At 45.2% G+C, this 24,103-nt stretch carries 22 protein-coding genes; 6 read left to right on the top strand and 16 right to left on the bottom strand.

Annotation, left to right across the window (positions count from 1 at the left end; all coding sequences use genetic code 11):
• Positions 1-29: 29 nt before the first annotated feature.
• Complete coding sequence (locus tag DP120_RS12940) at positions 30-674, bottom strand: uracil-DNA glycosylase (protein WP_112224097.1); 645 nt, start codon at positions 672-674, stop codon at positions 30-32.
• A gap of 155 nt (positions 675-829) precedes the next feature.
• Here DP120_RS12940 and DP120_RS12935 point away from each other — a divergent pair, with 155 nt between their 5' ends.
• A complete protein-coding gene (locus DP120_RS12935) occupies positions 830-1,171 on the top strand; it encodes a P-II family nitrogen regulator (protein WP_112224096.1) in 342 nt (113 codons plus the stop codon).
• A gap of 12 nt (positions 1,172-1,183) precedes the next feature.
• Positions 1,184-2,464 (top strand): ammonium transporter, encoded by a 1,281-nt coding sequence (locus tag DP120_RS12930; protein WP_112224095.1) that lies wholly within the window; start codon positions 1,184-1,186, stop codon positions 2,462-2,464.
• 30 nt (positions 2,465-2,494) lie between these two features.
• Here DP120_RS12930 and DP120_RS12925 read toward each other — a convergent pair whose 3' ends face one another.
• The 7 genes from DP120_RS12925 to DP120_RS12895 form a co-directional block, all read right to left on the bottom strand.
• The gene (locus tag DP120_RS12925; RefSeq protein ID WP_112224094.1) at positions 2,495-3,130 is read right to left on the bottom strand and encodes a phosphatase PAP2 family protein; all 636 of its coding nucleotides are present in this window, start codon (positions 3,128-3,130) and stop codon (positions 2,495-2,497) included.
• A gap of 107 nt (positions 3,131-3,237) precedes the next feature.
• Positions 3,238-3,540, bottom strand: coding sequence for an antibiotic biosynthesis monooxygenase family protein (locus DP120_RS12920; protein ID WP_112224093.1), 303 nt, complete (start codon positions 3,538-3,540; stop codon positions 3,238-3,240).
• A 113-nt stretch (positions 3,541-3,653) separates the two neighbouring features.
• A complete protein-coding gene (locus DP120_RS12915) occupies positions 3,654-4,613 on the bottom strand; it encodes a siderophore ABC transporter substrate-binding protein (protein WP_112224092.1) in 960 nt (319 codons plus the stop codon).
• Positions 4,614-4,634: 21 nt separating this feature from the next.
• Positions 4,635-5,396, bottom strand: coding sequence for an iron ABC transporter ATP-binding protein (locus DP120_RS12910; protein ID WP_112224091.1), 762 nt, complete (start codon positions 5,394-5,396; stop codon positions 4,635-4,637).
• Positions 5,393-6,343 (bottom strand): iron chelate uptake ABC transporter family permease subunit, encoded by a 951-nt coding sequence (locus DP120_RS12905; protein WP_112224090.1) that lies wholly within the window; start codon positions 6,341-6,343, stop codon positions 5,393-5,395. The genes DP120_RS12910 and DP120_RS12905 overlap by 4 nt, the downstream gene beginning before the upstream one ends.
• On the bottom strand, positions 6,336-7,286 hold the full coding sequence (locus DP120_RS12900; protein ID WP_112224089.1) for an ABC transporter permease: 951 nt from the start codon (positions 7,284-7,286) through the stop codon (positions 6,336-6,338). Before DP120_RS12900 ends, DP120_RS12905 begins: the two co-directional genes overlap by 8 nt.
• 244 nt (positions 7,287-7,530) lie before the next feature.
• A complete protein-coding gene (locus DP120_RS12895; RefSeq protein ID WP_112224088.1) occupies positions 7,531-8,394 on the bottom strand; it encodes a DUF6612 family protein in 864 nt (287 codons plus the stop codon).
• A 199-nt stretch (positions 8,395-8,593) separates the two neighbouring features.
• On the opposite strand from DP120_RS12895, the gene DP120_RS12890 reads away from it, so the two are divergent.
• Positions 8,594-10,312, top strand: coding sequence for an ABC transporter ATP-binding protein (locus DP120_RS12890; protein WP_112224087.1), 1,719 nt, complete (start codon positions 8,594-8,596; stop codon positions 10,310-10,312).
• A gap of 540 nt (positions 10,313-10,852) precedes the next feature.
• On the opposite strand, the gene hflX is transcribed toward DP120_RS12890, so the two are convergent.
• Positions 10,853-12,124, bottom strand: a complete 1,272-nt coding sequence (hflX, locus tag DP120_RS12885; protein ID WP_112224086.1) for a GTPase HflX — start codon at positions 12,122-12,124, stop codon at positions 10,853-10,855.
• Between the two features lie 89 nt (positions 12,125-12,213).
• Positions 12,214-12,918, bottom strand: a complete 705-nt coding sequence (locus DP120_RS12880; RefSeq protein ID WP_112224085.1) for a VOC family protein — start codon at positions 12,916-12,918, stop codon at positions 12,214-12,216.
• A 168-nt stretch (positions 12,919-13,086) separates the two neighbouring features.
• On the opposite strand from DP120_RS12880, the gene DP120_RS12875 reads away from it, so the two are divergent.
• Positions 13,087-14,637 carry a BCCT family transporter gene (locus DP120_RS12875; RefSeq protein WP_112224084.1) on the top strand — a complete coding sequence of 517 codons (1,551 nt, stop codon included), beginning with the start codon at positions 13,087-13,089 and terminating at the stop codon, positions 14,635-14,637.
• 225 nt (positions 14,638-14,862) lie between these two features.
• Here DP120_RS12875 and putP read toward each other — a convergent pair whose 3' ends face one another.
• Positions 14,863-16,383, bottom strand: a complete 1,521-nt coding sequence (gene putP / locus DP120_RS12870; RefSeq protein ID WP_112224083.1) for a sodium/proline symporter PutP — start codon at positions 16,381-16,383, stop codon at positions 14,863-14,865.
• Positions 16,384-16,492: 109 nt separating this feature from the next.
• Here putP and DP120_RS12865 point away from each other — a divergent pair, with 109 nt between their 5' ends.
• Positions 16,493-16,858 carry a DUF2188 domain-containing protein gene (locus DP120_RS12865; protein WP_112224082.1) on the top strand — a complete coding sequence of 122 codons (366 nt, stop codon included), beginning with the start codon at positions 16,493-16,495 and terminating at the stop codon, positions 16,856-16,858.
• Between the two features lie 45 nt (positions 16,859-16,903).
• On the opposite strand, the gene DP120_RS12860 is transcribed toward DP120_RS12865, so the two are convergent.
• From DP120_RS12860 to desA, 3 genes are all read right to left on the bottom strand, one after another.
• Positions 16,904-17,503, bottom strand: coding sequence for a response regulator transcription factor (locus tag DP120_RS12860; protein ID WP_112224081.1), 600 nt, complete (start codon positions 17,501-17,503; stop codon positions 16,904-16,906).
• Positions 17,500-18,636, bottom strand: coding sequence for a sensor histidine kinase (locus DP120_RS12855; RefSeq protein ID WP_112224080.1), 1,137 nt, complete (start codon positions 18,634-18,636; stop codon positions 17,500-17,502). The genes DP120_RS12860 and DP120_RS12855 overlap by 4 nt, the downstream gene beginning before the upstream one ends.
• Before the next feature lie 90 nt (positions 18,637-18,726).
• Positions 18,727-19,749: a Delta(5) desaturase DesA gene (desA, locus tag DP120_RS12850; protein WP_112224079.1), complete on the bottom strand. Its 1,023-nt coding sequence runs from the start codon at positions 19,747-19,749 to the stop codon at positions 18,727-18,729.
• Between the two features lie 269 nt (positions 19,750-20,018).
• Between desA and DP120_RS12845 the strand changes: the two genes are divergently transcribed.
• On the top strand, positions 20,019-20,249 hold the full coding sequence (locus DP120_RS12845; RefSeq protein WP_084243114.1) for a hypothetical protein: 231 nt from the start codon (positions 20,019-20,021) through the stop codon (positions 20,247-20,249).
• Between the two features lie 69 nt (positions 20,250-20,318).
• Here the strand turns inward: DP120_RS12845 and cydC are convergent, their stop codons facing one another.
• The gene (gene cydC / locus DP120_RS12840) at positions 20,319-22,025 is read right to left on the bottom strand and encodes a thiol reductant ABC exporter subunit CydC (protein ID WP_112224078.1); all 1,707 of its coding nucleotides are present in this window, start codon (positions 22,023-22,025) and stop codon (positions 20,319-20,321) included.
• Positions 22,022-23,749 (bottom strand): thiol reductant ABC exporter subunit CydD, encoded by a 1,728-nt coding sequence (gene cydD, locus DP120_RS12835; RefSeq protein ID WP_112224077.1) that lies wholly within the window; start codon positions 23,747-23,749, stop codon positions 22,022-22,024. Before cydD ends, cydC begins: the two co-directional genes overlap by 4 nt.
• Positions 23,750-24,103 lie beyond the last annotated feature (354 nt).

Raw genomic sequence — 24,103 nt, 5'->3', positions numbered from 1 at the left:
TCAACAAAGAAAGATATTCGATTATTCGTTCACCTTTTCATCTTCAGGATTTCGCCCAATTTCCGCCAATCATCCTCTTTTAAATAACGTACCGGAGGATTATAAAAAACACTGGCCGGATGAAAAGTCGGGAAGATATGGTAATTCTCTTCAGTTTCTTTGAACATCCCTGCCTCTTCGTCCCATGTCAATACAGGGGTTTCCAGCAACACACCATGCAGTTCCGTCACTTTTGCCTGCGGGCCAATCAGCCGCTGTAATCCAACGTTGCCCAAAGTAACGATCAGCGGCGGCCTGATATCCTTTATTTCTGCATCAAGAATCGGAGCATGGGCGATAATCTCTTTTTTTGTCGGCGCACGGTTATATTTTCTTTCCACCGTTTCTCCGTTCCGCTTTTTCTTAACCCCCCATTTATACGGCCGGCTTCTTACAGCACTCGTTATATACACATCTTCACGGCTAAGCCCGACACTTGCCAGGGATTCCATTAATTCTTTCCCTGCTCTGCCGGTGAAAGGAATTCCAGTTTCCAATTCATTTTCTCCCGGTGCTTCACCGACAAGCATGACTGCCGGCTCCAAAGGACCGCTACCCCGCACAAATCCTTCCACTGAAAATCCTTCTATACGCTTTAATCCTAATGCCACAAGTTCCTCACTGATTTTATACATAAAATCACCTCAAAATAAGTATAACATTTATGAAATGTTAACTTTTATAACATTGATTTCAAAAAATGCTTGCATTATCTGAAAATTTTATTTATTATGTTAAGAAACCTAACATTATTTCATGTTAGAAAATCTAACATCATAGGAGGAAGAGTATGAAAAAGATTGAGACTATTATCCGTCCGTCCGTTTTCGGTGACGTTCGACAAGCTTTAGCTCTTGAAGGCATTGACGGGTTAAGTGTTACGGAAATTGCAGGAATAGGCAAACAAGAAGGGCGAATCGGCATGTTCCGAGGGAATACTTATAAAATGGAGTTTTCACCAAAATTAAAGTTAGAGATGGTGGTAGAAGATTCGAAAGTGGAAGCGATCATAGAAGCTCTTCTGGACTATGCGGCAACCGGAGAAGTTGGAGACGGAAAGATTTTCATTTTCGCTGTAGAAGAAGCAATCAGAATCAGAACGAAAGAGCGCGGCGATGTCGCGGTCGGATAAGGAGGAGATTGGATGGAAGCAGTACAAGGCTCAGTTGATATGATATGGATTATGCTCGGCGCTATGCTTGTCTTTTTCATGCATGCCGGGTTTGCCATGGTAGAATCAGGATTTACACGTTCAAAAAATACATTGAATATTTTAATGAAAAATATCATTACTATATCGTTAGGTTCTATTCTTTATTTTATCGTCGGATTTGCTCTTATGTTTGGACCATCAGCTTTCGGCATGATCGGTACACAAGGATTTGCGCTTTTAGGTGACGCAGACATCGCGTTCTTCGTCTTCCAGGCAGTTTTCGCGGCAACTTGCGCAACTATCGTTTCTGGGGCCGTTGCAGAACGGGTGAATCTGTCGGCATATATTTTATTGACTGTCGCTATCACCGCAGTCATTTATCCAGTCGTCGGACATTGGATCTGGGCGGATGGCTGGCTGGCCGGACTTGGCTTTATCGATTTTGCCGGTTCAACTGTCGTTCATTTGACTGGGGCCGTTGCAGCATTTGTTGCAGCCTGGAAAATCGGCCCTCGTATCGGCAAATATAATGGAAAGATTGTCAACTCAATTCCAGGGCATAATATTCCGCTCGGCGCATTGGGAGTTTTCATCCTGTGGCTTGGATGGTTCGGATTTAACGGCGGCAGTACACTGGCAGCCGATCCGGAGCTGGTTCCTTCAGTGATTGCCAACACTTTATTGGCAGCTTCTGCCGGCGTTCTTGCAACCGCAGGCTATACTCGCTTAAAATATGGACAAATCGATCCTTCATTGACATTGAACGGCGCACTTGCAGGGCTTGTCGGAATTACAGCCGGCGCAGCGAATGTTTCATTTATCGGCGCCATTGTAATCGGTCTGGCGGCTGGTGTCATTATGACCGAAGCCATTCGTTTACTGGATTCAAAAATCCGTGTCGACGATCCGGTCGGCGCCATCTCAGTCCACGGAATCGCCGGAATTTGGGGAACGATTGCAATCGGGTTGTTTGATACTTCAGGAGGCTTGCTGTATGGTGGCGGCCCGGAAATTCTCGGTATTCAAACTGTAGGCGTTCTCGCAGTAGTCGCTTGGACTTCTATTGCAACAGGACTTGTACTTGGAGCCATCAGCCTTTTTGTTCCTCTGCGTGTTTCTGCTGAAGAAGAAGAAAGCGGCTTGGATTTCGCAGAACACGGATCACAAGCATATTCAATGGACGAAGTTTTGCAGGGGTCTTCCGGTACTGGAGATTCTTTTGCCAACCGCCTCAACCAATTAGGCGAAGCTTCAGCAACCTCAAAATCTTAAAAACATAGAAAGAGGATGTCCGCTCAGCGGTCATCCTCTTTCTATGTTTTGATGTCGTTTCCTGAGAAAATATTCCCTCATTTCGTACCAGACAGCAACCGCCACAAACCAGGAGTAACCTGCAAACCAGCCCGCCAATACATCCGAAAAGAAATGTTCGCCGCCTGCCACCCGTGACAGTCCAACTAATGCCACCATAATTACTGTAAGCAGCCAGATCAGCCAGCGGGCATATTTGGACGCCATATGATCCGTCAGGAAGTAAGCCAGAGTGAAGAAGAATAATAACCCGACCATGGCATGACTTGATGGAAAACCGAAAGTTTCCAGTCCCCTCGGAAGATCCGGTCTTTCATTTACAAAAAAGTACTCCATCAGTTCATTCAGACCATTACCGGCTCCGACTGTCAAAAACACAAAAAACATGCCCCTGTAATTCTCCCTTTTGAGCCAAAGGAAAACCATCAAGCCCAAACTGACAACGAAGATCATCCACCGTTCACCGAAAATCGATAATGCATCCAGAAAGACATTGCCATGAAGCCATTCCATCGTACGCAGATCAAGCTCCAGAAATCCTTCGTTCGTATAACTTGTCAAGATTGCAAAAAAACCGATCAAAGTCGCCATTCCCAGTGCATAGAATAGACGTTTGATAGCCTTCACCCTCTTTCTTCAGTATATTCAGTTTATCATAGAAGGACTTCTGCTTCATTTAATGAAACAAAAAAGCGAACCGGAAATCCAGTTCGCCTTCTGCTTCATTCGCTTGCTTATTCATGCACGTGGAAAGTGTTCTGAGTGACTTCGATAATGTGATCAGGTTTCGGTTTCCCGATTTTCGCTTTATGGCCAGCGATATGGTCAGGATGCTTCTCCCAATTCTTCCAGTCCTCTTTGGATTCCCAGCGGACATAAAGAATCACTTCTTCGTCACCGCGGCGGACATCCTTTTTCAGAATGGTACGGTCAATAAACCCAGGCTGTTCCGCCAATTTGTTCTGCCCCGCAAAACGACCTAACACAATCTGCGAAGTTCCTTCTTTTACAACAAAAGTTTTCATTTGCACGAACATTTTTATATCCCCCTATTCGAATATATACCCTAAATTATTTTGAACTGTGTTGTGTAATATCGACAGTTAAAACAATACTCAGCGGTAAGCAGCCCGCTGAGTATTGTTCGCTCTTATTCGAATGCAGATTGGATTTCTTTAACCATTTCGCTGACAGATTGCAGTCCGCCACCAGACAGGTACCAGTAATCCGGGTCAAGGTAGATGATTTTATCTTCTTTATAAGCAGTTGTTTTTTGCACCAATTCATTTTCAAGAGAGTCTTTCGCACTTGCATCCGTACCGACTGCAGCGTTGCGGTCGACAACAAACATCATATCCGGGTTTGTTTCCAGGATGTATTCAAACGAAATGCTTTGTCCGTGAGTAGAAGCTTCAATGCCTTCATCCGCTTGTTTTACACCGAAAACATCATGGATGATTCCGAAACGTGAAGCCGCTCCGTATGCACTTATTTTGCCTTCATTCGCCAAAACGATTAGGGCTTTTTCGTCTGTTGCACTTGCTTTAACATCTTCGATTTGGGTTTCAATTGCAGCCAGCTCTTCTTTTACTTCATCTTCTTTACCGAAGATTTCACCAAGAGTGTTCATATTGCTTTCAAAAGACTCCATGTATTTCGTTGTATCCACACCCAGGTGAACTGTTGGAGCGATATCAGAAAACTCTTCATACATAGCAGCCTGACGGCCAGAGATGATGATAAGATCCGGTTTCATCGCATGGATCGCTTCAAAATCGGCTTCTTTCAAAGTACCGACATTTTCATACTTTTCAGCGTCAGCGAATTTTTCAAGATATGAAGGCATGTTTGCTTGCGGCACACCTGCTACAGCTTCGATGCCCAGTTTATCCATCGAATCAAGAATACCGAAGTCGAATACGACTACTTTTTCAGGATTTTTGTCAAAAGTCGTTTCGCCAAGTTCGTGAGTAACTGTTATCGTTTCAGTGCTGGCTTCTTTCGTGTCTGCCGCAGCTGTTTTTGAATCTGTCGCTTCTTCGTCCGCGCCACATGCTGCAAGGAAAGCAACCATCATTAATGTGAATGCAATCAATAATAATTTTTTCATTTTTCGTCGAGCTCCTCTTTTTTAAGAATTGAAATACACGCAAATTCGGCAATTGTTCATCTGCTGAATCGGAATATCCATATCGTAGATTTCTTTTAATGCTGCACTTTGAATAATTTCTTCTGTCGGCCCGTCTTTTACGACACGGCCGTTTTTCAATGCGACAATCCGGTCCGAATAGACCGAAGCGAAATTGATGTCGTGCAAAACGATGATGACAGTCTTGCCAAGCTCATCAACAAGGCGGCGCAGAATTTTCATGATTTGTACTGAATGTTTCATATCCAGGTTGTTCAATGGCTCATCAAGAAGCACATAATCCGTATCCTGGGCAATGACCATGGCAATAAATGCACGTTGGCGCTGGCCTCCGGACAGTTCATCCAGATAGGCATGCTCCATTTCAGCCAAATCCATGTAGGCAATTGCCTGATCCACCATTTTTTCATCTTCATCATTCAAGCGTCCCTTGGAATAAGGAAAACGTCCAAATGAAACCAATTCGCGAATTGTCAACCGCACATTCATGAAATTCGACTGTTTCAAAATCGATACCCGTTTTGATAATTCATTGGATTTCATTTTTTTCGTGTTCGTCGAATCGATCAGCACTTCACCGGTGTCCGCATCTAGAAGCCGGCTGACCATTGATAAAAGCGTCGATTTCCCGGCTCCGTTCGGGCCGATGAAAGACGTGATCTGGCCCCTTTGGATATCAACAGTGACATTTTCCACGACTTGTTTTTTTCCGTAAAGCTTGCTCAATTCACGTACTTGGATCATTTAGCCCGACTCTCCTTTAATAGTAGATAGATGAAGTAAATTCCACCGATGAAGTTGATGATGACGCTGAGCGTCGTGTTGAAAGTGAAGAGCCTCTCCACTACCCATTGTCCGCCGACCAAGGCCAGAACACTGATGACAATGGCACCAAGCAGCAACACTGAATGTTTATAGGATTTGAAAAACTGGTAGGACAGGTTCGCCACAATCAGGCCGAAGAATGTAATCGGACCAACAAGTGCTGTGGCAACAGCGATTAAAACCGCGGAAAGGATAAGCATATAGCGGACAAGTGAATCATAATTGACTCCCAGGTTCAACGCCGTGTCCCGTCCGAGCGACAGCACATCGAGTGACGCGTTATGCTTCCATGCAAATGCGATCAGCACAACGATTACAATTAGTGAAAGCCAGACCAGGTCCGAATTGACATTATTGAAACTCGCGAACATCTGGTCCTGGACAATCTGGAATTCATTGGGGTCGATCAATACTTGCAGGAAGGTCGAAATGCTTCCGAAAAACGTACCGAAAATGATGCCGATTAATAATAGGAAGTAAATCGGCTGATTTCCTTTTTTAAATAGGAAATGATAGAACAATAAAGCGAAAATGACCATGGCCGCTATTGATAAGATGAAATTGACTTGTCTGTTCATAATGCTGATGTGATCGGATCCAAGGAAGAAGATCAGCAAAGTCTGGAGCAGCATATACAGCGAGTCGAGTCCCATGATGCTCGGCGTCAGGATCCGGTTATGCGTTATGGTCTGGAAAACCACTGTTGCATAAGCAATCGCTATTCCTGTCAGCACCATGGCGAACACTTTAATGCCGCGTCTCGGCAGTGCATAATCGAAACTTCCGTTCAGGTCATGGAAGAGATAAACTCCACAAGCGGCCAGAGCCAAGGCCACAAGTATGAGCATCTTATGTAAATCACGCATACGCCTTCCTCCTAAACAGTAAGAAGAGGAAGATGAAGCTTCCGATGACACCGACCATCAGGCTGATGGAAATTTCATACGGGTAAATCAAAACTCTTCCTAGAATATCGCACAGCAGCAAGAATATGGCTCCAAGCATCGCTGTATGCGGCAATGTTTTCTGTAAATGGTCTCCTTTGAAAATTGAGACGATATTCGGGATGATCAACCCGAGAAACGGGATGACGCCTACTGTCAAAACGACTGTCGCTGTAATCAGCGCAACAAGTGTCAAGCCGATGTTGACGATGCTGCGGTATTTCAGTCCCAAGTTCTTCGAGAAATCCTCACCCATGCCGGCAACCGTAAAGCGGTTGGCGTACAGATAAGCGATGATAAACACCGGAACACTGATGTAAAGCAGCTCGTAGCTCCCTTTCATGACCATCGAAAAATCTCCCTGCAGCCAGGCGGACATGTTCTGGATAACATCCGCGCGGTATGCGAAAAACGTTGTAATGGAAGAAAGGATATTCCCGAACATCAAACCGACCAAAGGAATGAAAATCGCATCTTTGAATTTGATGCGGTTGAGAATTTGCATAAACAGGAATGTACCCGCTAAAGCAAATACGAAAGCTACAGCCATTTTCTCAATCATGGACGCATTAGCGAACATGAGCATTGAAACGAGAATCCCAAGCCTTGTAGCATCGAGTGTACCTGCTGTCGTTGGCGACACAAATTTATTGCGGCTCAATTGCTGCATGATGAGTCCTGCCATACTCATACCTGCACCCGCCAGCAATATGGCTACCAGCCTTGGCAGACGGCTGATCAGGAAAATCTGTGTTTCTTCCGACTGGAAATCCAGCAGATCTAATGGACTGATACTGCTAACTCCGACAAACAGCGAAATGACAGACAGTATGAATAATGCTGGTATTAAATATCTTTTTTTCATGACTGACCCTCATCCGTTTCCAATAAAAACTTACTTGACTGATTATGATAGTGATAATCATTATCACTCTCTCACAAATTTAAGTATAGCAGTTGGAAATTAGGTGTCAACGATTAAATGAGAATTATTTTCATTTAGATGAGAAAAAACACATTTGTCGTTCTTTTGCCACAAATGGGGTGCAATAAAGAAACCGCGTGCTCCACCGTTTAGGGTGGAATACGCGGCCATTTGAACCGTTTTCTTAGTAGCCATTCATTTCTTCGGCATTCTCAATTACTTCTGCCGGTACAGTAATAGTATCGATTCCATTGAAATTGCTGTACTCCGCCTGCATATCGCTTTGGATATTCACGGATTCGCCTTCCATTTCCATGTCAAAATCCATTGTCATATTAATCGTATTAGGCTGGAAAGTTTCTTTATCGATGAAAATCTCGTAATAGATTTTATTGATGGTCATTCCGTCCATGATTTCCTGCGCTTCGACATCCAGCTCGCCAAGCATCTGGCCCATTTCTTCAGAGATCAATTTTTCGTATTCTTCTCCCGCTGCATCCAGTGTCAGAACAAATTCATCACCCGTCTGTTCGAAAGTGAAATCATCCTGAAAAGCTTCCAGCTGTTCAAATTGACCAGCCAGATCGCCTGACTGCTGCTCCATCATCATCAATGCTTCCAAATCTTCCATCTCATCCGCCGGCAGTTTAACCCACATATCCATCATTGGGTCGTAACTATAGAGGCCATCAGCTGTATAGTACATTTCCGTTTCCATGGGCGGCATGTCTTCCATGCCTTCAGATATAAAAGAGGATTGGGCTTTTTGATAAAATGCCAATGGCTCGACAGTCATATCCATTGAGATATCCATTTTCATGTCCATATCCATTTCAGGCCCCATAACCATCGTCTGGTTTGTCACCATGTCCATATGGAAACTTTTCGCTTCTTCAGATGCTGCAGTCGTTTTCGCAAACAGCTCTTCCAGCGTCAGATCACTTGTTTCCTTTGGATCTGTTTCCTCCGACGGTTCCGCCGATTCTCCGCATCCCGCCAAGGTCAAGGCAATGGCTCCGGCTCCCATGTAAGCTATCCATTTCTTCAAATCGCTCATCCTTTCCAATTTCTGTGTTACTGAATAATACGAAGCAATTCTCAAGAAGTTTCATTAAATAATTCTATTTCCGAAATTTCAATCGTTTATTTTCCTTTTTTGGACTATACTTTTCTTTGTGGGAAAAAATCTTACTGCAATCAGTACCGGCATCAGCCGTTCTGTCCAATAAACACAAGAGGTGAATTTTTTGAATTTAAAACATTTTTTCAAGTACTATAAACCGCATAAACGTCTGTTTATCGTCGATTTCTCAAGCGCTGTCATCGTCGCGATATTGGAATTGGCGTTTCCGGTAGCCGTTCAATATTTTATCGATGAATTATTGCCGAGCGGTGAATGGAGTACCATCGTTACTGTAAGCATTCTTTTGCTGGCCGTGTTCCTGCTCAGTACGTTTCTCCAATATATCGTCAGTTTTCTTGGGCATAAGCTCGGCATCAACATTGAAACCGACATGCGCGAGGAACTTTTCACTCATGTGCAGCGGCAGTCTTTCCGCTTTTTCGACAATATAAAAACCGGCCATATCATGAGCCGCATCACCAATGATTTATTTGATATCGGCGAACTGGCCCATCATGGCCCGGAAGATTTTTTCATTGCCATCATGACGTTCTTCGGCGCATTCGGCATCATGTTCTGGATCAATCCAAAACTGGCGCTCGTCACACTGATTGTCGTGCCATTCCTGGTTTGGCTGATCACTTATTGCAACATCAAGATGAATTCAGCATGGAGCAATATGTACGGAAAAATCGCCGACGTCAACGGCCGTGTGGAAGACAGCGTTTCCGGCGCGCGTGTCGTGCAATCTTTCACCAATGAAGAATTTGAAATCAACCGTTTCAAAAAAGACAACGGCAGTTTCCGCCTTGCCAAGCTTGTTGCTTATAAAGTGATGGCCGCCACTCATTCCAGCATCTATATGATGACGCGTCTTTTAACATTGATCGTCCTTGTTTACGGTGCATGGCTGAATTACCAAAACGAATTAAGCTACGGGGAACTGGTCAGTTTCGTGCTGTTCCTGAATGTGCTGATCAAACCGATTGATAAAATTAGCGCATTACTTGAATTGTATCCGAAAGGAATGGCCGGCTTCAGCCGCTTCCGCGAACTGATTGACCAGGATCCCGATATCGTCGATAAGAAAGGCGCCCAGCCAATTACCGGTTTGCAGGGCAATATCACTTTCGACAATGTCCATTTCGGTTATGATGAACACAAGAAAGTGCTGAATGGAATCGATTTGAATCTCCGTGCAGGCGAAACAATCGCTTTTGTCGGTCCATCTGGCGCCGGCAAGACAACCATTTGTTCATTGATCCCACGTTTTTATGACATCCAGCAAGGTTCAATCGCCATCGACGGCATCGACATCCGGGACATGACCAAGCATTCGTTGCGCTCCCATATCGGCATCGTGCAGCAGGACGTTTTCCTGTTCACGGGTACAATCCGCGAGAATATCGCATATGGCAGGCAAGGTGCGAGTGATGAAGAGATTCTTGCCGCAGCCCGAAAAGCCCACCTTGAAGACTTCGTCAATAAATTGCCGGATGGCTATGAAACCCAAATCGGTGAACGTGGCCTGAAATTATCAGGCGGCCAGAAGCAACGGCTCGCCATTGCGCGTATGTTCCTGAAAAATCCGCCGATCCTGATTTTGGATGAAGCGACTTCCGCGCTTGATACGGAAACCGAACGCGTCATCCAGGAAGCTCTTTCCGAACTCGCGGAAAACCGCACCACATTGATCATCGCCCATAGGCTGGCGACAATACGCGACGCAGACCGCGTCATCGTTGTAACCGAAGACGGCATCGCGGAACAAGGCGGATACAGCGAACTTCTTGAACACGACGGCATCTTTGCGAACCTGCATCGCATCCAATTCCAGCAGTAATTAAGAAAAGCGGAAACGGCCGTTAAGCTCCGACAGGCTTAAGATGAACTTCCGAAGCGGCGTACTTTGCCGCACAGGAAGGGCAGCTTAAGTCCGAGGAGTTGGCCGGTGGAGTCTGGACAAGAAAAGCGACGGCACCCGGTTAGCTCTGTAAGGCAAGAGATGGACCAAATGGAATTTGGGACATCTCTTTGCGACGAAGCTAGCGCAGCGATGCAGGAGCAATGCAGGAGCAATGCAGGAGCAATAAGGGGTTAGACGGATCAGCAGAGTGGCGTTTTTTGCCGCGGCAGCTGGGCCGGCTTATGACCCGAAGAGCTGGGTCGCCGGAGTCTAGACAATAACGAAAAGCGAAAGCGCGACCGGTCCTTCCGGGCGCGCTTTTTTACGAGTTGGGCGTATTTCCTTCGAAGTTGGGCGTATTCCGGGTAAAGTCGGGCGTATTTACATGAAAGTTGGGCATATTCGAATAGAAGTTGGGCATATTTACAAATAAGCCCCAAAACAAAAGCAGGCTTCCGCGTGGAAGCCTGCTTTTCGTTATTTACCTACAACAAATTCCTGGTAACGGTCGTAATCCGCCCGGCTCAGTTCCACCCGCAGCGAAGTGCCTTCTTCTTCATACTCCGTTTCCCGGATAGTGGCTGTTTCATTCAGGTAGCCCACGATGTCCCCGCGGTCAAATGGAATGACCATCCGGCAAGTGACATAGTCTGCGAAGATGCGTTGTTTGACCATCGCAAGCAGTTCATCCAGTCCTTTATCGTTTTTCGCAGAAATCCACAGGCCATCCCCATTTGTTCTTGGATGCGGGATACCGGCAAGATCTGATTTATTGTACACATAGATCGTGGGAACATTCTCCACACCAACTTCATGGAGCGTCCGGTTGGTGACATCCATCATATGGCGATATTCTTCGTGTGACACATCGACGACATGAAGAAGCAGATCTGAGTTACGCGCTTCTTCAAGAGTCGAGCGGAACGCACGGACCAAGTGATGCGGCAATTTGCTGACAAATCCTACCGTGTCGGTAAGGAGGAAACTTTTATTGTCTGCCAGCAAAATCTGGCGCACAGAAGTTTCCAATGTAGCAAACAGCATATCTTTTTCGAAAACTTGCTTTTCTTCCTGCTGCCCTGTCTTTTTCAGCAATTCGTTCATGACGGTAGATTTTCCGGCATTGGTATATCCGACAAGCGACACGACCGGCATGCCTTTTTTCGTGCGCTGCTTGCGCTGGGTTGTCCGCTGGTCTTTGATATGTTCAAGTTCTTTATGCAATTTGGAAATCTGGTCTTCGATTTTCCGGCGATCGAGTTCGAGTTTCGTTTCACCGGCACCACGGTTTGCGACTCCGCCGCTGCTGCTGCCCCCTTGGCGGCCGAGTGAAGCCCGAAGTCCAACCAGTCTTGGCATCATGTATTGCAATTGAGCCAATTCAACCTGCACCTGCGCTTCTCGCGTTTTCGCACGACGAGAGAAAATATCAAGGATCAGCATCGTCCGGTCGATGACTTTGCATTCCAGGTCTTCCTCAAGATTCCGTATCTGCGAAGGCGATAGCTCATCATTGAAAATGATCAGATTGGCTTCTGTTTCTTCATAAAAAGCTTTTAGTTCGTCCACTTTCCCTGTCCCGACATAATGGGAAGGATTGACGCGTTCGAGGTTTTGAGTGATTTCACCAAGCACTTCGACGTTGCAGGCTTCCGCCAGATTTTTCAGTTCATCCATTTCGTAATCGAAATGGGAGTCTTTCTGGAGCTGTACGCCGACAAGCACCGCTTTTTCAATCAATGTATCCATATGCACCGTCTCCTTTTCAGCCGCTTCACAAGGCTGACTCTATTCTCTCCATCTTATCACAGGGGCGACAGACCTTTAAATTCAAGCCATCAAATCATGTAAATGCCTTTTTGATACAATACCCGTTCTTTGCCATTTCGAAAATAAACTTCTTCCAATCGCTCTTTTTGGCCCGTCTGTTTCCTGAACTCTATTTCACAATTTGGCAACTGCAAGCTGCCGCCAAGAATAGCCTTCCACCTTCTGCCCGTTGCTTCCACATCCTCCACCCCAAATACGCAGCGTTCCAAAGTTCTGTTTTCATCGGCCGCCTTAATAGCTCCATCTGCCTTAAGCCCTTCATACCGCTCTTCATTAGTTTCACTCCATTCAATAAAGAATGGGTTCGGCAAGCGTTCCGAGAAATCCTCGTTGATGAACAGCATTTTCCACTCGATCAGCTTTCCTCCAGCAGTCCGGCGGCTGCCGTCCAGGATTCCGCTTGTCTGAAAACCTTCCGACGTTAAGCGCTCCTCTAATTGATCAATGGATTCCACGCGACAACAAACGGTCCCGAATCCCGGTCCATTGAGCAGTAATAACTGCGTCAAAGGATGGGAGGCAGACTCAGCGATTTGCCGATTCTCCAGTGACAGCCATTCGATATAACTATCCTTGCCATACCACAAGGCGTTACGTGTCCCCCAGTTTTCGTGGCGCCCTCCTATAACTGCATGCAGATTTTGCTGTCCCCAGAACTCCACCACTTGTTCAGGAGTTTCTTCTATAAAATGTATGACGTGATCGAACTTCATGGATTCCACTTCCTTTTCTTCAGATTCATCAAGCTGTTCTCTACTTTATCTTTTCAAACTTTTCAATTTAATTCTACCAAACTTCCCCCTATCGGTAGTCTTCACGGGTTATTTTCGGTAGTCTAGGGTATATAGAAAAATAACTGCATATTAAAACAGGAGGTCATCATGGACAAAAAATTATGGATTAATCCCGTTTTCATCGTATCAACACTCGTCATCCTGCTGCTTGTCGTACTCGGAGCCTTGGCTAACGAGCAATTTAAGTCAGTATCGGACACCTTATTCAGTTTCACAACCGATAATTTTGGTTGGTTCTACCTGCTCGCCGTATTTATCATTACCCTATTCCTCATCTTCATATCCATCAGTAAATATGGTGGCATTCGTCTCGGTGCAGACACTGACCGCCCCGAATTCCCTTTCTTCACCTGGATCGGCATGTTGTTCTCAGCCGGGTTTGGTGCGGGCCTCGTATTTTGGGGCGTAGCTGAGCCGATGAGCCACTTCTTTACCACTCCTTTCGGCAATGAAGCACAAACACCCGAAGCAGCCCGCATTGCAATGGGATACTCATTCTTTCATTGGGGAGTCAGCCAGTGGTCAGTCTTCGCAATTGTAGGTCTGGTCATCGGATTCCTGCAATTCCGAAAGAAAAAATCCGGGCTGGTATCGACCGCACTCGAGCCCGTAACCGGTTCAAAACCATTGGTGAAACATTCGATTGATTCTTTGGCTGTAATTGCCACTGTCATGGGGATTGCAACTTCGCTGGGTCTTGGCGTATTGCAGATGAACGGCGGTTTGAATGCAGTCTTTGGCATCGGGAATTCATTCACCATCCAATTGATCATCATTGGCGTCATGTTCGCCGCTTATACATTATCGTCTTCCACCGGACTACATAAAGGGATCGCTTACTTAAGCAACCTGAATCTCGGATTGGCCCTGGTCCTGATGGTATTTGTATTCTTTGCGGGACCGACCGTCTTTATTATGGAAACTTTCACATTGGCGCTCGGCGATTATGTTACAAACTTTGTGCAATACAGCCTGCGCATGGAACCATATGCAGGCGGAGAATGGGTTCGCGGTTGGACCGTCTTCTATTGGGCTTGGGCAATTGCATGGTCGCCATTTGTCGGTGCCTTTGTCGCCCGCGTTTCCCGTGGACGGACAATCCGCGAATTTGTTCTCGGCGTATTGGTCATCCCGCCGGCAATCGCCTGTGTGTGGATTGCTGTCTTTGGCGGAACAGCATTATTCTATGATTTGAACAACGGCACCGGTATTGCGGAAGCGGTTAATAACGATCTCACTTCGGCTTTATTCCAGACTTTTGACGTATTGCCTTTAACGACAATTATGTCAGTTCTGGCAATCCTATTGATTTTCACATTCCTGGTCACTTCTGCCGACTCTGCCACGTACATTCTGGCAAGCATGACGAGTTTCGGCAGTCTGAATCCACCGACCGCATTTAAAATCATCTGGGGTGTGCTGATGGCCTCGATTGCCGCGGTCCTGCTTTACTCTGGCGGACTTGAAGCTTTGCAGACCGCATCCTTGATTTCGGCTCTGCCGTTCACCGTCCTGCTGCTGATGATGGTATGGTCATTTGTTAAGCTATTGCGCACTGAAACACCGCCCATCCGCAAATCGGATATACGCCAGTTTAAGAAGATGGAAAGAGAAGCACGAAAAGATCAACAAAAATAAACAAGTTTAAGCCAAATGAAAAAGCTCAACCCTATCCACACGGAAGGGTTGAGCTTTTTCTTTGTTCAGACGCGGCCCAGCTTAACGGGCGCCGTCGCTTTTCTTTGTCCAGACTCCGGTGGCCCAGCTCTTCGGGTCATAAGCCAACCCAGCTGCGCGACCTAGGCCACTACGCTGGTCTGTCTTATGCCTTTCAGAGCTTAACGGGCACCGTCGCTTTTCTGCTTACTTATCTTCTTTGATCAAACGTACTGTTTCATCAAATTCTGTCTCAATTTCTGTATTCGGTTTGTAAGTAACTAGACTTACCAACCAAGCTACAAGAAGACACAGGATAAATCCTGGGATGATTTCATAGACACTGCCGAGGAAGTTAGTAGTCGCTGTTGCGCCTGCATCTCCTTCAGCTGTTCCGATTGAATCCCAAATGATTACAGTAGCAGCACCGACGATCATGCCGGCAAGTGCTCCCATGCTTGTAAATTTACGCCAGAATAATGACAACAGGATCAGCGGACCGAATGCGGCACCGAAACCTGCCCAAGCGTAAGCAACCAAGTCAAGAATTGTAGCATTTCTTTCCCACGCAAGAAGAGCTGCCACAATAGCGACCAGCAATACGCCTGCACGGCCAAGATTGACCACGATTGTATCAGAAATTTTCTTCTTGAAAGCGATCTTGTACAAATCTTCCACCAACGCTGAAGAACTTACCAGCAATTGGGATGAAATCGTACTCATGATAGCAGCCAATACTGCCGCAAGCATAAGTCCCGCAATAAGCGGGTGGAACAGAATTTGTCCGAGTGCGATAAATATTGCCTCAGGATCAGTCAATGTTACACCAGGATTCTGCTGGAAGTACGCGATACCAATGAGAGCAGTTGCAGTTGCACCCAGAAGGCTTATAATCATCCAGCCAATACCGATGCGGCGTGCCTGACGCACTTCTCCCAATGTTTTGATTGCCATAAAACGGACAATGATATGAGGCTGACCGAAGTAACCAAGGCCCCACGCTACAGCAGAGATGATACCGATTGCTGAAGCACCTGTTGTAAAGTTAAGCAAAGTCGGGTCAACAGCACGGATACTGTCTGCTGTTTCACCAAGACCGCCGGTCACGAAAATCCCGATAGTCGGAACCGCGATCAACGCAAGGAACATCATGACACCTTGAACAAAGTCAGTATAGCTGACCGCAAGGAATCCTCCGAATAGAGTGTAGGCTACAACTACTCCAGCTACAATCAGCATACCCATTTGGTAGCTTAGCCCGAATGAGCTTTCGAAGAATACTCCACCTGCCACCATTCCTGAAGACACGTAAAACGTGAAAAAGATCAGAATAATAATACCTGAAACAATTCTTAATAATCGTGAAGAATCTCTCAAGCGATTTTCCAAGAAACTTGGAATCGTAATGGAGTCTTTCGTTACGAGTGAGTAGACACGCAAACGCGGTGCTACAAAATACCAGTTTAAATAGGCACCAATCGTTAATCCGATTGCAATCCAAACTTCCACTAGACCGCCGACGTAAATGGCACCAGGAAGTCCCATTAACAACCAGCCCGACATGTCGGATGCTCCTGCGCTGAGTGCGGCTACGGATGGGCCAAGGCCACGTCCTCCGAGCATGTAATCTGATAAGTTGACGGTCTTGCGATACGCATACCATCCGATGAATAACATAGCGATGAGGTAAATAATTAGCGCTATGATTTGATAAGTTAAATCTGACATCTTATCTCCCCCTTCCACACCATTGTAACATTCTGAGTCTTTAATACCAGTAATTTTTTGTTTCGCATGCTAATAAAAGGGGGAATTGAGTGGCAAGGAGGCGATTATTGTGCCATGGAATAAAGACGATTATCCGGATTCTTTCAAGAACTTAAACCCTGATGTACGTAACAAAGCAATTGAAATTGCCAACGCATTGCTCGAAGATAATTACGAAGAAGGAAGAGCAATTTCGATTGCCACAGCCCAAGCCCAAAAATATGTGGAAGGAGACAAAGAACACCCGGTTTATGAAATCCGATCACACGATGATGGCTGGCAGTTGAAGAAAAAAGACAGCAAGAAAGCGATTTTAATCGAGGAAACAAAAGAAGAATTAATGGATGAAGCAAAACGTTATGTAACCAAGAACCACGGCGAATTGCATATTTACTCAAATTCCGGGGAACTGCAGGATACATTATATGAAGACTAGTAAAAACCATGCACAAAAAAGCCGCTGTCGATTGACAGCGGCCTTTTACTTGAACCAGCCTTTTTCTTTGAAGCGTGATATCGCTTCAATCCGATTTCCGACTTCCAATTTATCAAGGATAGTGGAAATATAATTACGGACCGTACCGGAAGTAATGAACATTTCCTTTGCAATTTCATTGGTGCTGCGCCCTTGCGCAATCAATTCCATTACTTCTCTTTCCCGCTCCGTCAGGGGATTGTCTCCTGCATAAACAAGGTCGACAAGTTCAGGAGCATAGATGCGCCGTCCAGACATGATACTGCGTATCGAGGTGGCGAGATCTTCACTTGGGCTGTCTTTCAGAAGATAACCGCTGACACCCGCGTTTCGGGCACGTTCAAAATAACCGGACCGGGCGAAAGTCGTCAGGATGATTACTTTGCATGGATGTTCTTTAAGGTGTTCAGCAGCATCCAGGCCGCTTTTCATCGGCATTTCAATGTCCATGATGCAAATATCCGGATTCAGATTCGCTACAAGATCGATTGCTTCCTGGCCATTCGAAGCCATTCCGACAACTTCCATATCCTCTTCCAAATCGAGCAAAGAACCCAGAGCTCCGAGCATCATACGCTGGTCTTCAGCGAGTACGATTCGAATCATGCCATCTCCCCCTTGGAATTATAAAGAATCACATTAGGCACCCGAATGTTCAAAGTCATCCCCTCCACACCTTTAATATCAGCAGAACCATTGATGAATTCAAGCCGCTCCCTCATCCCTGCCAAGCCATTCCCCTGCATGAAGCCGCCTGTTTCGGGCAAACCGATGCCGTCATCCTGCACCTGAACCAATACTTCCTGCGCCGTCTGTTTGATAAGAACAGTACACCTTGTCGCCTGGCTGTGCTTGACGACATTGTTGACCGCTTCTTTCAGACACATGCTGAGAACATTCTCCACCAGCAAAGGCGTATTTTTAAGTTTCGGGCTTCCGTACAAGACGAAATCGATTTCAGCTGCTTTCAGAATCTGCTGCACCCGCAGCAATTCGTCTTCAATTTTTGTACCCCGCATATCTGATACCAATTCGCGTACTTCCTTTAAGGCTGTACGCGCTGTCTGTCTGACATCATTGATTTCATTCAGCGCAGCTTCCGGATCCCGGTAAATCAACTTACTCGCCAAATCGCTTTTCAATCCGATTAACGAAAGTTTTTGTCCGAGTGTGTCGTGAAGATCACGTGCAATCCGCTCTCGTTCTTCTATAATAACCAATTGCGAAATCCGCTTGTTCGCGTCTTCCAGCTGGCCTTCCAGCTTTTCGCGTTTATTGCGGTTATACGTATTAAACGGCAACAGGATGACCCCAAGAATCGTCAGCACGACAAACGGCAGCTGCGTCATGAAGAGATTGCTGTGGAAAGCAATGCCAAAAGCGACTGTTGCAATGGTCGTTCCGATATGGATGCCGTAAATGATGAAGAAACCGATTTTATTGCGGATATTACCAATAAAAAATGCTACAAAAATGGCCAAATAAATATAGCCGAAAAGAAAGGTCAAAATGATGTTTACAGCCATTTCTACACTTACCCATACATATACAAAACCGCTATTCGAGTTTATGGATAAACGGTAGGCCAAAAAGAACAAGCCTAAAAGGGCAATCCCAATCGATATTTCAATTACCGACGATGACCGAAAAAGGAAGAAGAAAGGCAAAATACAAAAGATAACCCACGCGTAAAGACTGAGCCACGGGTTTTTCGGAAATAATTGATACCAGCTTTGCATAAGCTCCTCCTCGTATTGCTATTATTATCCATCATACCAAAATCTGATTAAAAGAAAAAACCATTCCGCTGAGGAATGGCTTTTCGAACTTTAGTTGGCAGCTGTCTTCTTGGAATCATTCAGAAGATGCTTGATGTCGCCAAATGTTACAAAGGTTTTGTTTTTTGCATCGTATACTTTGTAACGCAATGACTTAAGGCTTGACTTAATATTGATCGTCGTTGCCTGCTGAAGCGGCGGAGTTGATTCATGCGCTTTTTCCAAATTATAGTTCGGAACACGCGGGCTCAAGTGATGGACATGGTGGAAACCGATGTTTCCTGTAACCCATTGCAATACTTTCGGAAGTTGATAATAAGAGCTTCCTTCTACAGCTGCTTTCACATAATCCCATTCGCTTTCATCTTCAAAATATGAATCTTCGAATGTGTGCTGTACATAGAACAACCAAATGCCAAATGCTCCGGCAACGAACATTGTTGTACCTTGTACGATTAGGAATGCCTGCCAGCCGATTGCCCAAATAAGCAGTGAATAGATCACGACTAACGAGATATTGATCAAATATGTGTTATTACGCTCTTTCTTGCGAGCATCTTTACGGTTGAAACGACTCGAAATCAATACAAGGAACAATGGTCCGAATCCGAACATGACCAGTGGATTACGGTACATGCGGTATTTGAAACGTTCCCATTTAGAAGCTTCGACATATTCATCGATTGTCATAACCCAGATGTCGCCGACTCCGCGTTTATCAAGGTTACCACTCGAAGCATGGTGAATTGTATGTTCCCGTTTCCATTTTTCAAACGCGAATAACGTCATGATTCCAGTGATTGTTCCGACAATAGCATTCGCTTTTTTGTTTTTAAAGAAAGAACCGTGTGTGCAGTCATGGAAAATGATGAATGTTCTTACTACAAATCCTGCTGCTACAAATGATAATGCGATTGTCAGCCAGATTGAAACGTCAAGAGCCAGATAAGCCAAAGTCCATGCGATGATGAATGGGGGAATCGTATTCACCAATTGCCGTACACTTGCTTTTACATCTGCCTGTTCAAAAGGTTTTACGAATTTTCGGAGTTGCGCTGTTTTTTCTTTGCTCATCATTCTTCCTCCTTATGCGGACATTCTGCGTCCGGATAACTTATTAACCTAATAATAGTAAAAATAATAATTATGAATAAGTCATAAACGCATGGATTTATACATGACACTTGTCATGTATGTTATTTCCGGGTGAGTTTCCTTTCCAAATAAGCAGGGTATTGTAAGATAAAATGCGAATACATAACATGACAAGGGATAATTCTTTCAAAATCCCATTGACTTAAAAGGATTACTTTCTTTACACACTATAAAAAGAGGTGGATTCCATGATTTATCTGGTTGCAGTCATTATGATTTTTTCCATACCGTTAGCCGCGATCATCACATCGCACTTGGAAACCCAGACCAAGCTGAAGCATAAAATGATTGAAAGTGAAGTCGAATTGGAAAAGCTGAAGCATGAAAATTACGTTATTGAAACGCAGAAATTACGGTTGGAACTGGAACAGATGAGACTGGAAGACGCGAAAAAGGAACAGGATTTTTTAGCAAAATAAAAAGGCAAAGCTGATACCAGCTTTGCCTTTCAACTTCTGAGCCGCCAAAATTTTTTTGGCGGCTTTTTATTATGCCATGACCTGCTGTTCAATTTCCTTCAACCCATAAAAATAGCCTTTGCTTCGCATCAATTCATCATATGAACCATTTTCAATCAATCTGCCATTCTCAAGTACAATGATTTGATCCATTTTCTCGAGTCCAGTTAAATCGTGGCTGACCACAATGAACGTTTTGTCAGGATGGTCATCAAATAAGCGTTCATAAATCAATTGCCCCGTTTCAGAATCGACAGAAGAAACCGGTTCATCCAACATCCAAATATCGCCTTTTTTTAATAAGGCTCTCGCTATTGCCAATCGCTGTCTCTCGCCACCGGAAAGATTTTGCCCTTTTTCTTCAACTTCCATTGCAAGCGAGAATCTTCCGAGTTCGACTCTTTCCAAAGCCGCTGTCATCTGTTTATCATTTGCGGATGGATCGGCAATCTGCAAGTTGCTCCGGAGGGTACCTTGGAAAAAGTGGTTTTCCTGCAGCACCACATTTAAGCTGCGCCATATATTTTCCTGTGAAAATTCTTCGGCACTAACGCCATTGAATAGCACCTGGCCATCCCGCGCCGGAAGAATATCCATTAACACAGCCAGCAAAGTAGATTTGCCTGAGCCACTCGGTCCAACAATTGCAGTCTTGCTGCCTGCCGGAAAATCGATTGTGATATCTTCCACCGCCAGCCGTTGTTCATTTGGGAACATATAACCCACGTTCTTCGCTGAAATGGTGAGCGGCCCTTCTGGAAGTTCATCACTTCCTTTCTCTCGCGGCTTTTCAGCAACGACAGAGTCCAGCCGCACTGCCGCTTTTCGGCTTTCTTCAAAATGAGCCGGAAAGGCAGCCATGGGCGCCATGTTCTCAAAAACGCCCAGCGAAATCATCACAAGCATGGCAAGATATAAACCTTCCAACTCTCCCGCGGCTGTAAAATAAGCACCGCTCGCCAGAATAGCCAAAGAAATCAGAAGGGCGATGAATCCATTTGCGGATTGGCTGTATACTTCTTCCTTCCCTTCGTTTCGCTGTTCTTCATTATAGGATTCAACCAGCTCCGCCAATTGCTGTTCTTTGCCGGCCAGCTGTCTGTAAACTTTCAAATCACGGAAGCCGTAAAGAAACTCAGCTGCTTCTGCGGATAAAGCTCCCCTGCTCTCCCGCGTTCTCCAATTCCGACGGCGTTTCCGCCAAGCAAAATATGCTGGAACAACTACTGCAGTCAAAAGGTATCCAACCGCAAGCAGAATAGCTGTGTAAATTGAAAAGTACAGCGTGAAGAGAATCGTTCCTGTAAAAACCAACAGAAGCACGATTGGCGGATAAAAGACCCGAAGCAAGAAATTCTGCAGGCTCTCAACGTCACCGATAATTCTTGCCAGTAAATCTCCGCTTCTGTATTTGCTGTAGAGTTCCGGTGCCAAAGGTGAAAGTCTTTCAAAAAACGAAACTCTCAAATTTCCCAGCATCGTAAAGGTTGCTCTGTGCGAAAACAATCGCTCTGAATACCGGCTAACCGCTGAACCAAGACCGAACAGCTTCAAACAGGCACCAATCACTATTAACACAGTCAGTTGGCCGGTCAATGCCGCCTTTGAGATCAAGTAACCGCTCGAGGCCAGTAATGCCACACTTGCCAGCCCTGCAAGCACCCCAAAGATGATTGCCAGTGCAACATCCCTTTTTTCATGCAAAGTTAATTTCAGCACTTGTACTAATTCATTCATCGGGATGCACCTCCTTGTGGAAGCGGCAGACGATTCCGGTAAGGTTCGAAGTTTGCCGCAAGTTCTTCGTGTGTACCGGCAGCTGCCACTTTACCATTTTCAAGAAAAATAATGCGGTCGGAATTACGGATTGTGTGCAATCTATGCGCAACCGTTATAACTGTTGCGTAACGTGATAGTTCTTCAATTGACTGCTGTAATATACGTTCAGTCTGCAGATCAAGGCCTGTAGTCGGTTCATCAAACAAGATGATGGTCGGCTTTTTCAAAAAGGCACGGGCCAGGGCAATCCGCTGTTTTTCTCCACCCGATAAACCGCGCCCCCCTTCTCCAACCCCTGTTTCATAACCTTGCGGCAAAGAGGCGATCAAATCGGAAATACCCGCTTTTTCTGCAGCTTCATCTATTTCTTTCTGGCTTGTCTCCCTATCGGCACCGATTGCGATATTCTCTTTAATGGTACCGGCAAACAGGTACGGAGACTGGGAAATATAACTGATTTGTTTAAACCAGGAGGATTCCTCTATTTCCTCACGAGGTTTTCCATCAATCAAAATATCGCCTTCTTTGATTGGCAGCAGTCCTGCAATGAGGTGCATTAATGTAGTTTTTCCTGACCCGCTTTTGCCAATGACAGCAATTTTGCTGTATGGCTCAATATCTATCGAAACATCACGCAACTCGAATTGCGGATTATATGCAAAATGAAGGTTTTCCAAACTGAGATGTGGTACTTTCCCTTCTGCCAGTTCAGTTTCTCCCCACACTACCCGTTTGCGTTCTTTCGAAAATTCTTCCTCCATCATTTGTGCTGCCGATACACTTCCCCGCGCTGTATGGAACGCACTGCCGAAATCTTTCAGCATTGTAAAGAAGTCGGGAACCAGAATCATGATTAGGAATGCACTGAAAAAGCTGAGATTATCAAAAACGACCAGCCGCAAGCCGACTTCCAGTGCGATAATGCCGATGCTCAACATTGAAATGTATTCAAGCGTCAAAGAAGACAGGAATGCCGATTTCAAAACATCCACGGTTGAATCTCGGAAGTTTTTGCTGCTTTCTTCTATTTTGTCTTTTTGTTTTTCACCCTGTCCGAAAAGACGCAGCGTTGTCAGCCCCTGCAGAATATCCAAAAAAGTGCCGGAGAATCTATTCAGCTGATCCATCTTTTCATCCGCTTTTTCTTTTGTCCGCTTACCAACTATTGCCATGAATACCGGTATAAACGGAGCTGTCACTAAAATGATCAGGCCCGTCGTCCAGTTCTGGGATATAATCGCCGCCAGGAGCATAATCGGGATAATATAGCTTTGGATGAGTTGAGGGATGTATTTACTGAAAAAGCCATCTGTTTCATCGACTGCATCCAATACCAAGCTGACTTTTTGTCCAGAATGGCTCTCAGTCGAAGATAGCAACGGATCTTCCTTGAACGAATTGATCAACTTTAAACGAAGCTGTTTTTTTATAGCAGCCGCCATATCGACGCCTGTCCGCCCGATAAGATAACCGGCAGCAGAACGAACGATAATCGCAAGCAAAAGTCCGAACAAAAATAGAGTTATCTCTCCAAAATCTTTATCTTTTATAAAGACACCGTCTACAACAAGAACGAAAAATACAGCCTGACCAATCATAGCCGCCCCTCTCAGGACAGACATCACAATCAGCAGGCTTATACTGTTTTTCTGTTCGAAAGCCAGTTGTTTCAAGTCTTTCATGCCGCTCTTCCTCTCCATTCGTATACTTTTATTATAAAGCATAGCGGCATATAATCCGTTCTGTGCGCCTGCCGGCAAGGGGGTAATCGGCTATATTGTTACAGCCTTGTTCACAAACTGCCCATGTATTATTTCCCGGGCAATAAAATATTCTGTTGCATATAAAAAACCCGCAACATTTGAAATTTGCGGGTTTTTTAAAACATATTAATTTGTCCATCAGTTTCAGTTTCAGAATTCGAAATCACATTTTGAAGCAGGACTATATCCTCTCTGATTTGCTCGCGCATTGAGAGGTCAGCGCATTTTCGATATTCATGCCGTAATTTATCCAGTTCATATACGAAAACGACT

Origin of the sequence: Planococcus halotolerans (assembly GCF_003289955.1) — a bacterium.
GTDB classification, from domain to species: Bacteria; Bacillota; Bacilli; order Bacillales_A; family Planococcaceae; genus Planococcus; species Planococcus halotolerans.
The sequence above is the reverse complement of the archived record's forward strand: the minus strand, read 5'-3'. Positions and strand labels throughout refer to the sequence as shown.

Excerpts from the sequence above, each read along its gene's own strand:
- DP120_RS12940 (WP_112224097.1), bottom strand. The coding sequence starts at position 674 with ATGTATAAAATCAGTGAGGAACTTGTGGCATTAGGATTAAAGCGTATA.
- DP120_RS12935 (WP_112224096.1), top strand. The coding sequence starts at position 830 with ATGAAAAAGATTGAGACTATTATCCGTCCGTCCGTTTTCGGTGACGTT.
- DP120_RS12930 (WP_112224095.1), top strand. The coding sequence starts at position 1,184 with ATGGAAGCAGTACAAGGCTCAGTTGATATGATATGGATTATGCTCGGC.
- DP120_RS12920 (WP_112224093.1), bottom strand. The coding sequence starts at position 3,540 with ATGTTCGTGCAAATGAAAACTTTTGTTGTAAAAGAAGGAACTTCGCAG.
- DP120_RS12915 (WP_112224092.1), bottom strand. The coding sequence starts at position 4,613 with ATGAAAAAATTATTATTGATTGCATTCACATTAATGATGGTTGCTTTC.
- DP120_RS12910 (WP_112224091.1), bottom strand. The coding sequence starts at position 5,396 with ATGATCCAAGTACGTGAATTGAGCAAGCTTTACGGAAAAAAACAAGTC.
- DP120_RS12905 (WP_112224090.1), bottom strand. The coding sequence starts at position 6,343 with ATGCGTGATTTACATAAGATGCTCATACTTGTGGCCTTGGCTCTGGCC.
- DP120_RS12900 (WP_112224089.1), bottom strand. The coding sequence starts at position 7,286 with ATGAAAAAAAGATATTTAATACCAGCATTATTCATACTGTCTGTCATT.
- hflX (WP_112224086.1), bottom strand. The coding sequence starts at position 12,124 with ATGGATACATTGATTGAAAAAGCGGTGCTTGTCGGCGTACAGCTCCAG.
- DP120_RS12880 (WP_112224085.1), bottom strand. The coding sequence starts at position 12,918 with ATGAAGTTCGATCACGTCATACATTTTATAGAAGAAACTCCTGAACAA.
- DP120_RS12875 (WP_112224084.1), top strand. The coding sequence starts at position 13,087 with ATGGACAAAAAATTATGGATTAATCCCGTTTTCATCGTATCAACACTC.
- putP (WP_112224083.1), bottom strand. The coding sequence starts at position 16,383 with ATGTCAGATTTAACTTATCAAATCATAGCGCTAATTATTTACCTCATC.
- DP120_RS12860 (WP_112224081.1), bottom strand. The coding sequence starts at position 17,503 with ATGATTCGAATCGTACTCGCTGAAGACCAGCGTATGATGCTCGGAGCT.
- DP120_RS12855 (WP_112224080.1), bottom strand. The coding sequence starts at position 18,636 with ATGCAAAGCTGGTATCAATTATTTCCGAAAAACCCGTGGCTCAGTCTT.
- desA (WP_112224079.1), bottom strand. The coding sequence starts at position 19,749 with ATGAGCAAAGAAAAAACAGCGCAACTCCGAAAATTCGTAAAACCTTTT.
- DP120_RS12845 (WP_084243114.1), top strand. The coding sequence starts at position 20,019 with ATGATTTATCTGGTTGCAGTCATTATGATTTTTTCCATACCGTTAGCC.
- cydC (WP_112224078.1), bottom strand. The coding sequence starts at position 22,025 with ATGAATGAATTAGTACAAGTGCTGAAATTAACTTTGCATGAAAAAAGG.
- cydD (WP_112224077.1), bottom strand. The coding sequence starts at position 23,749 with ATGAAAGACTTGAAACAACTGGCTTTCGAACAGAAAAACAGTATAAGC.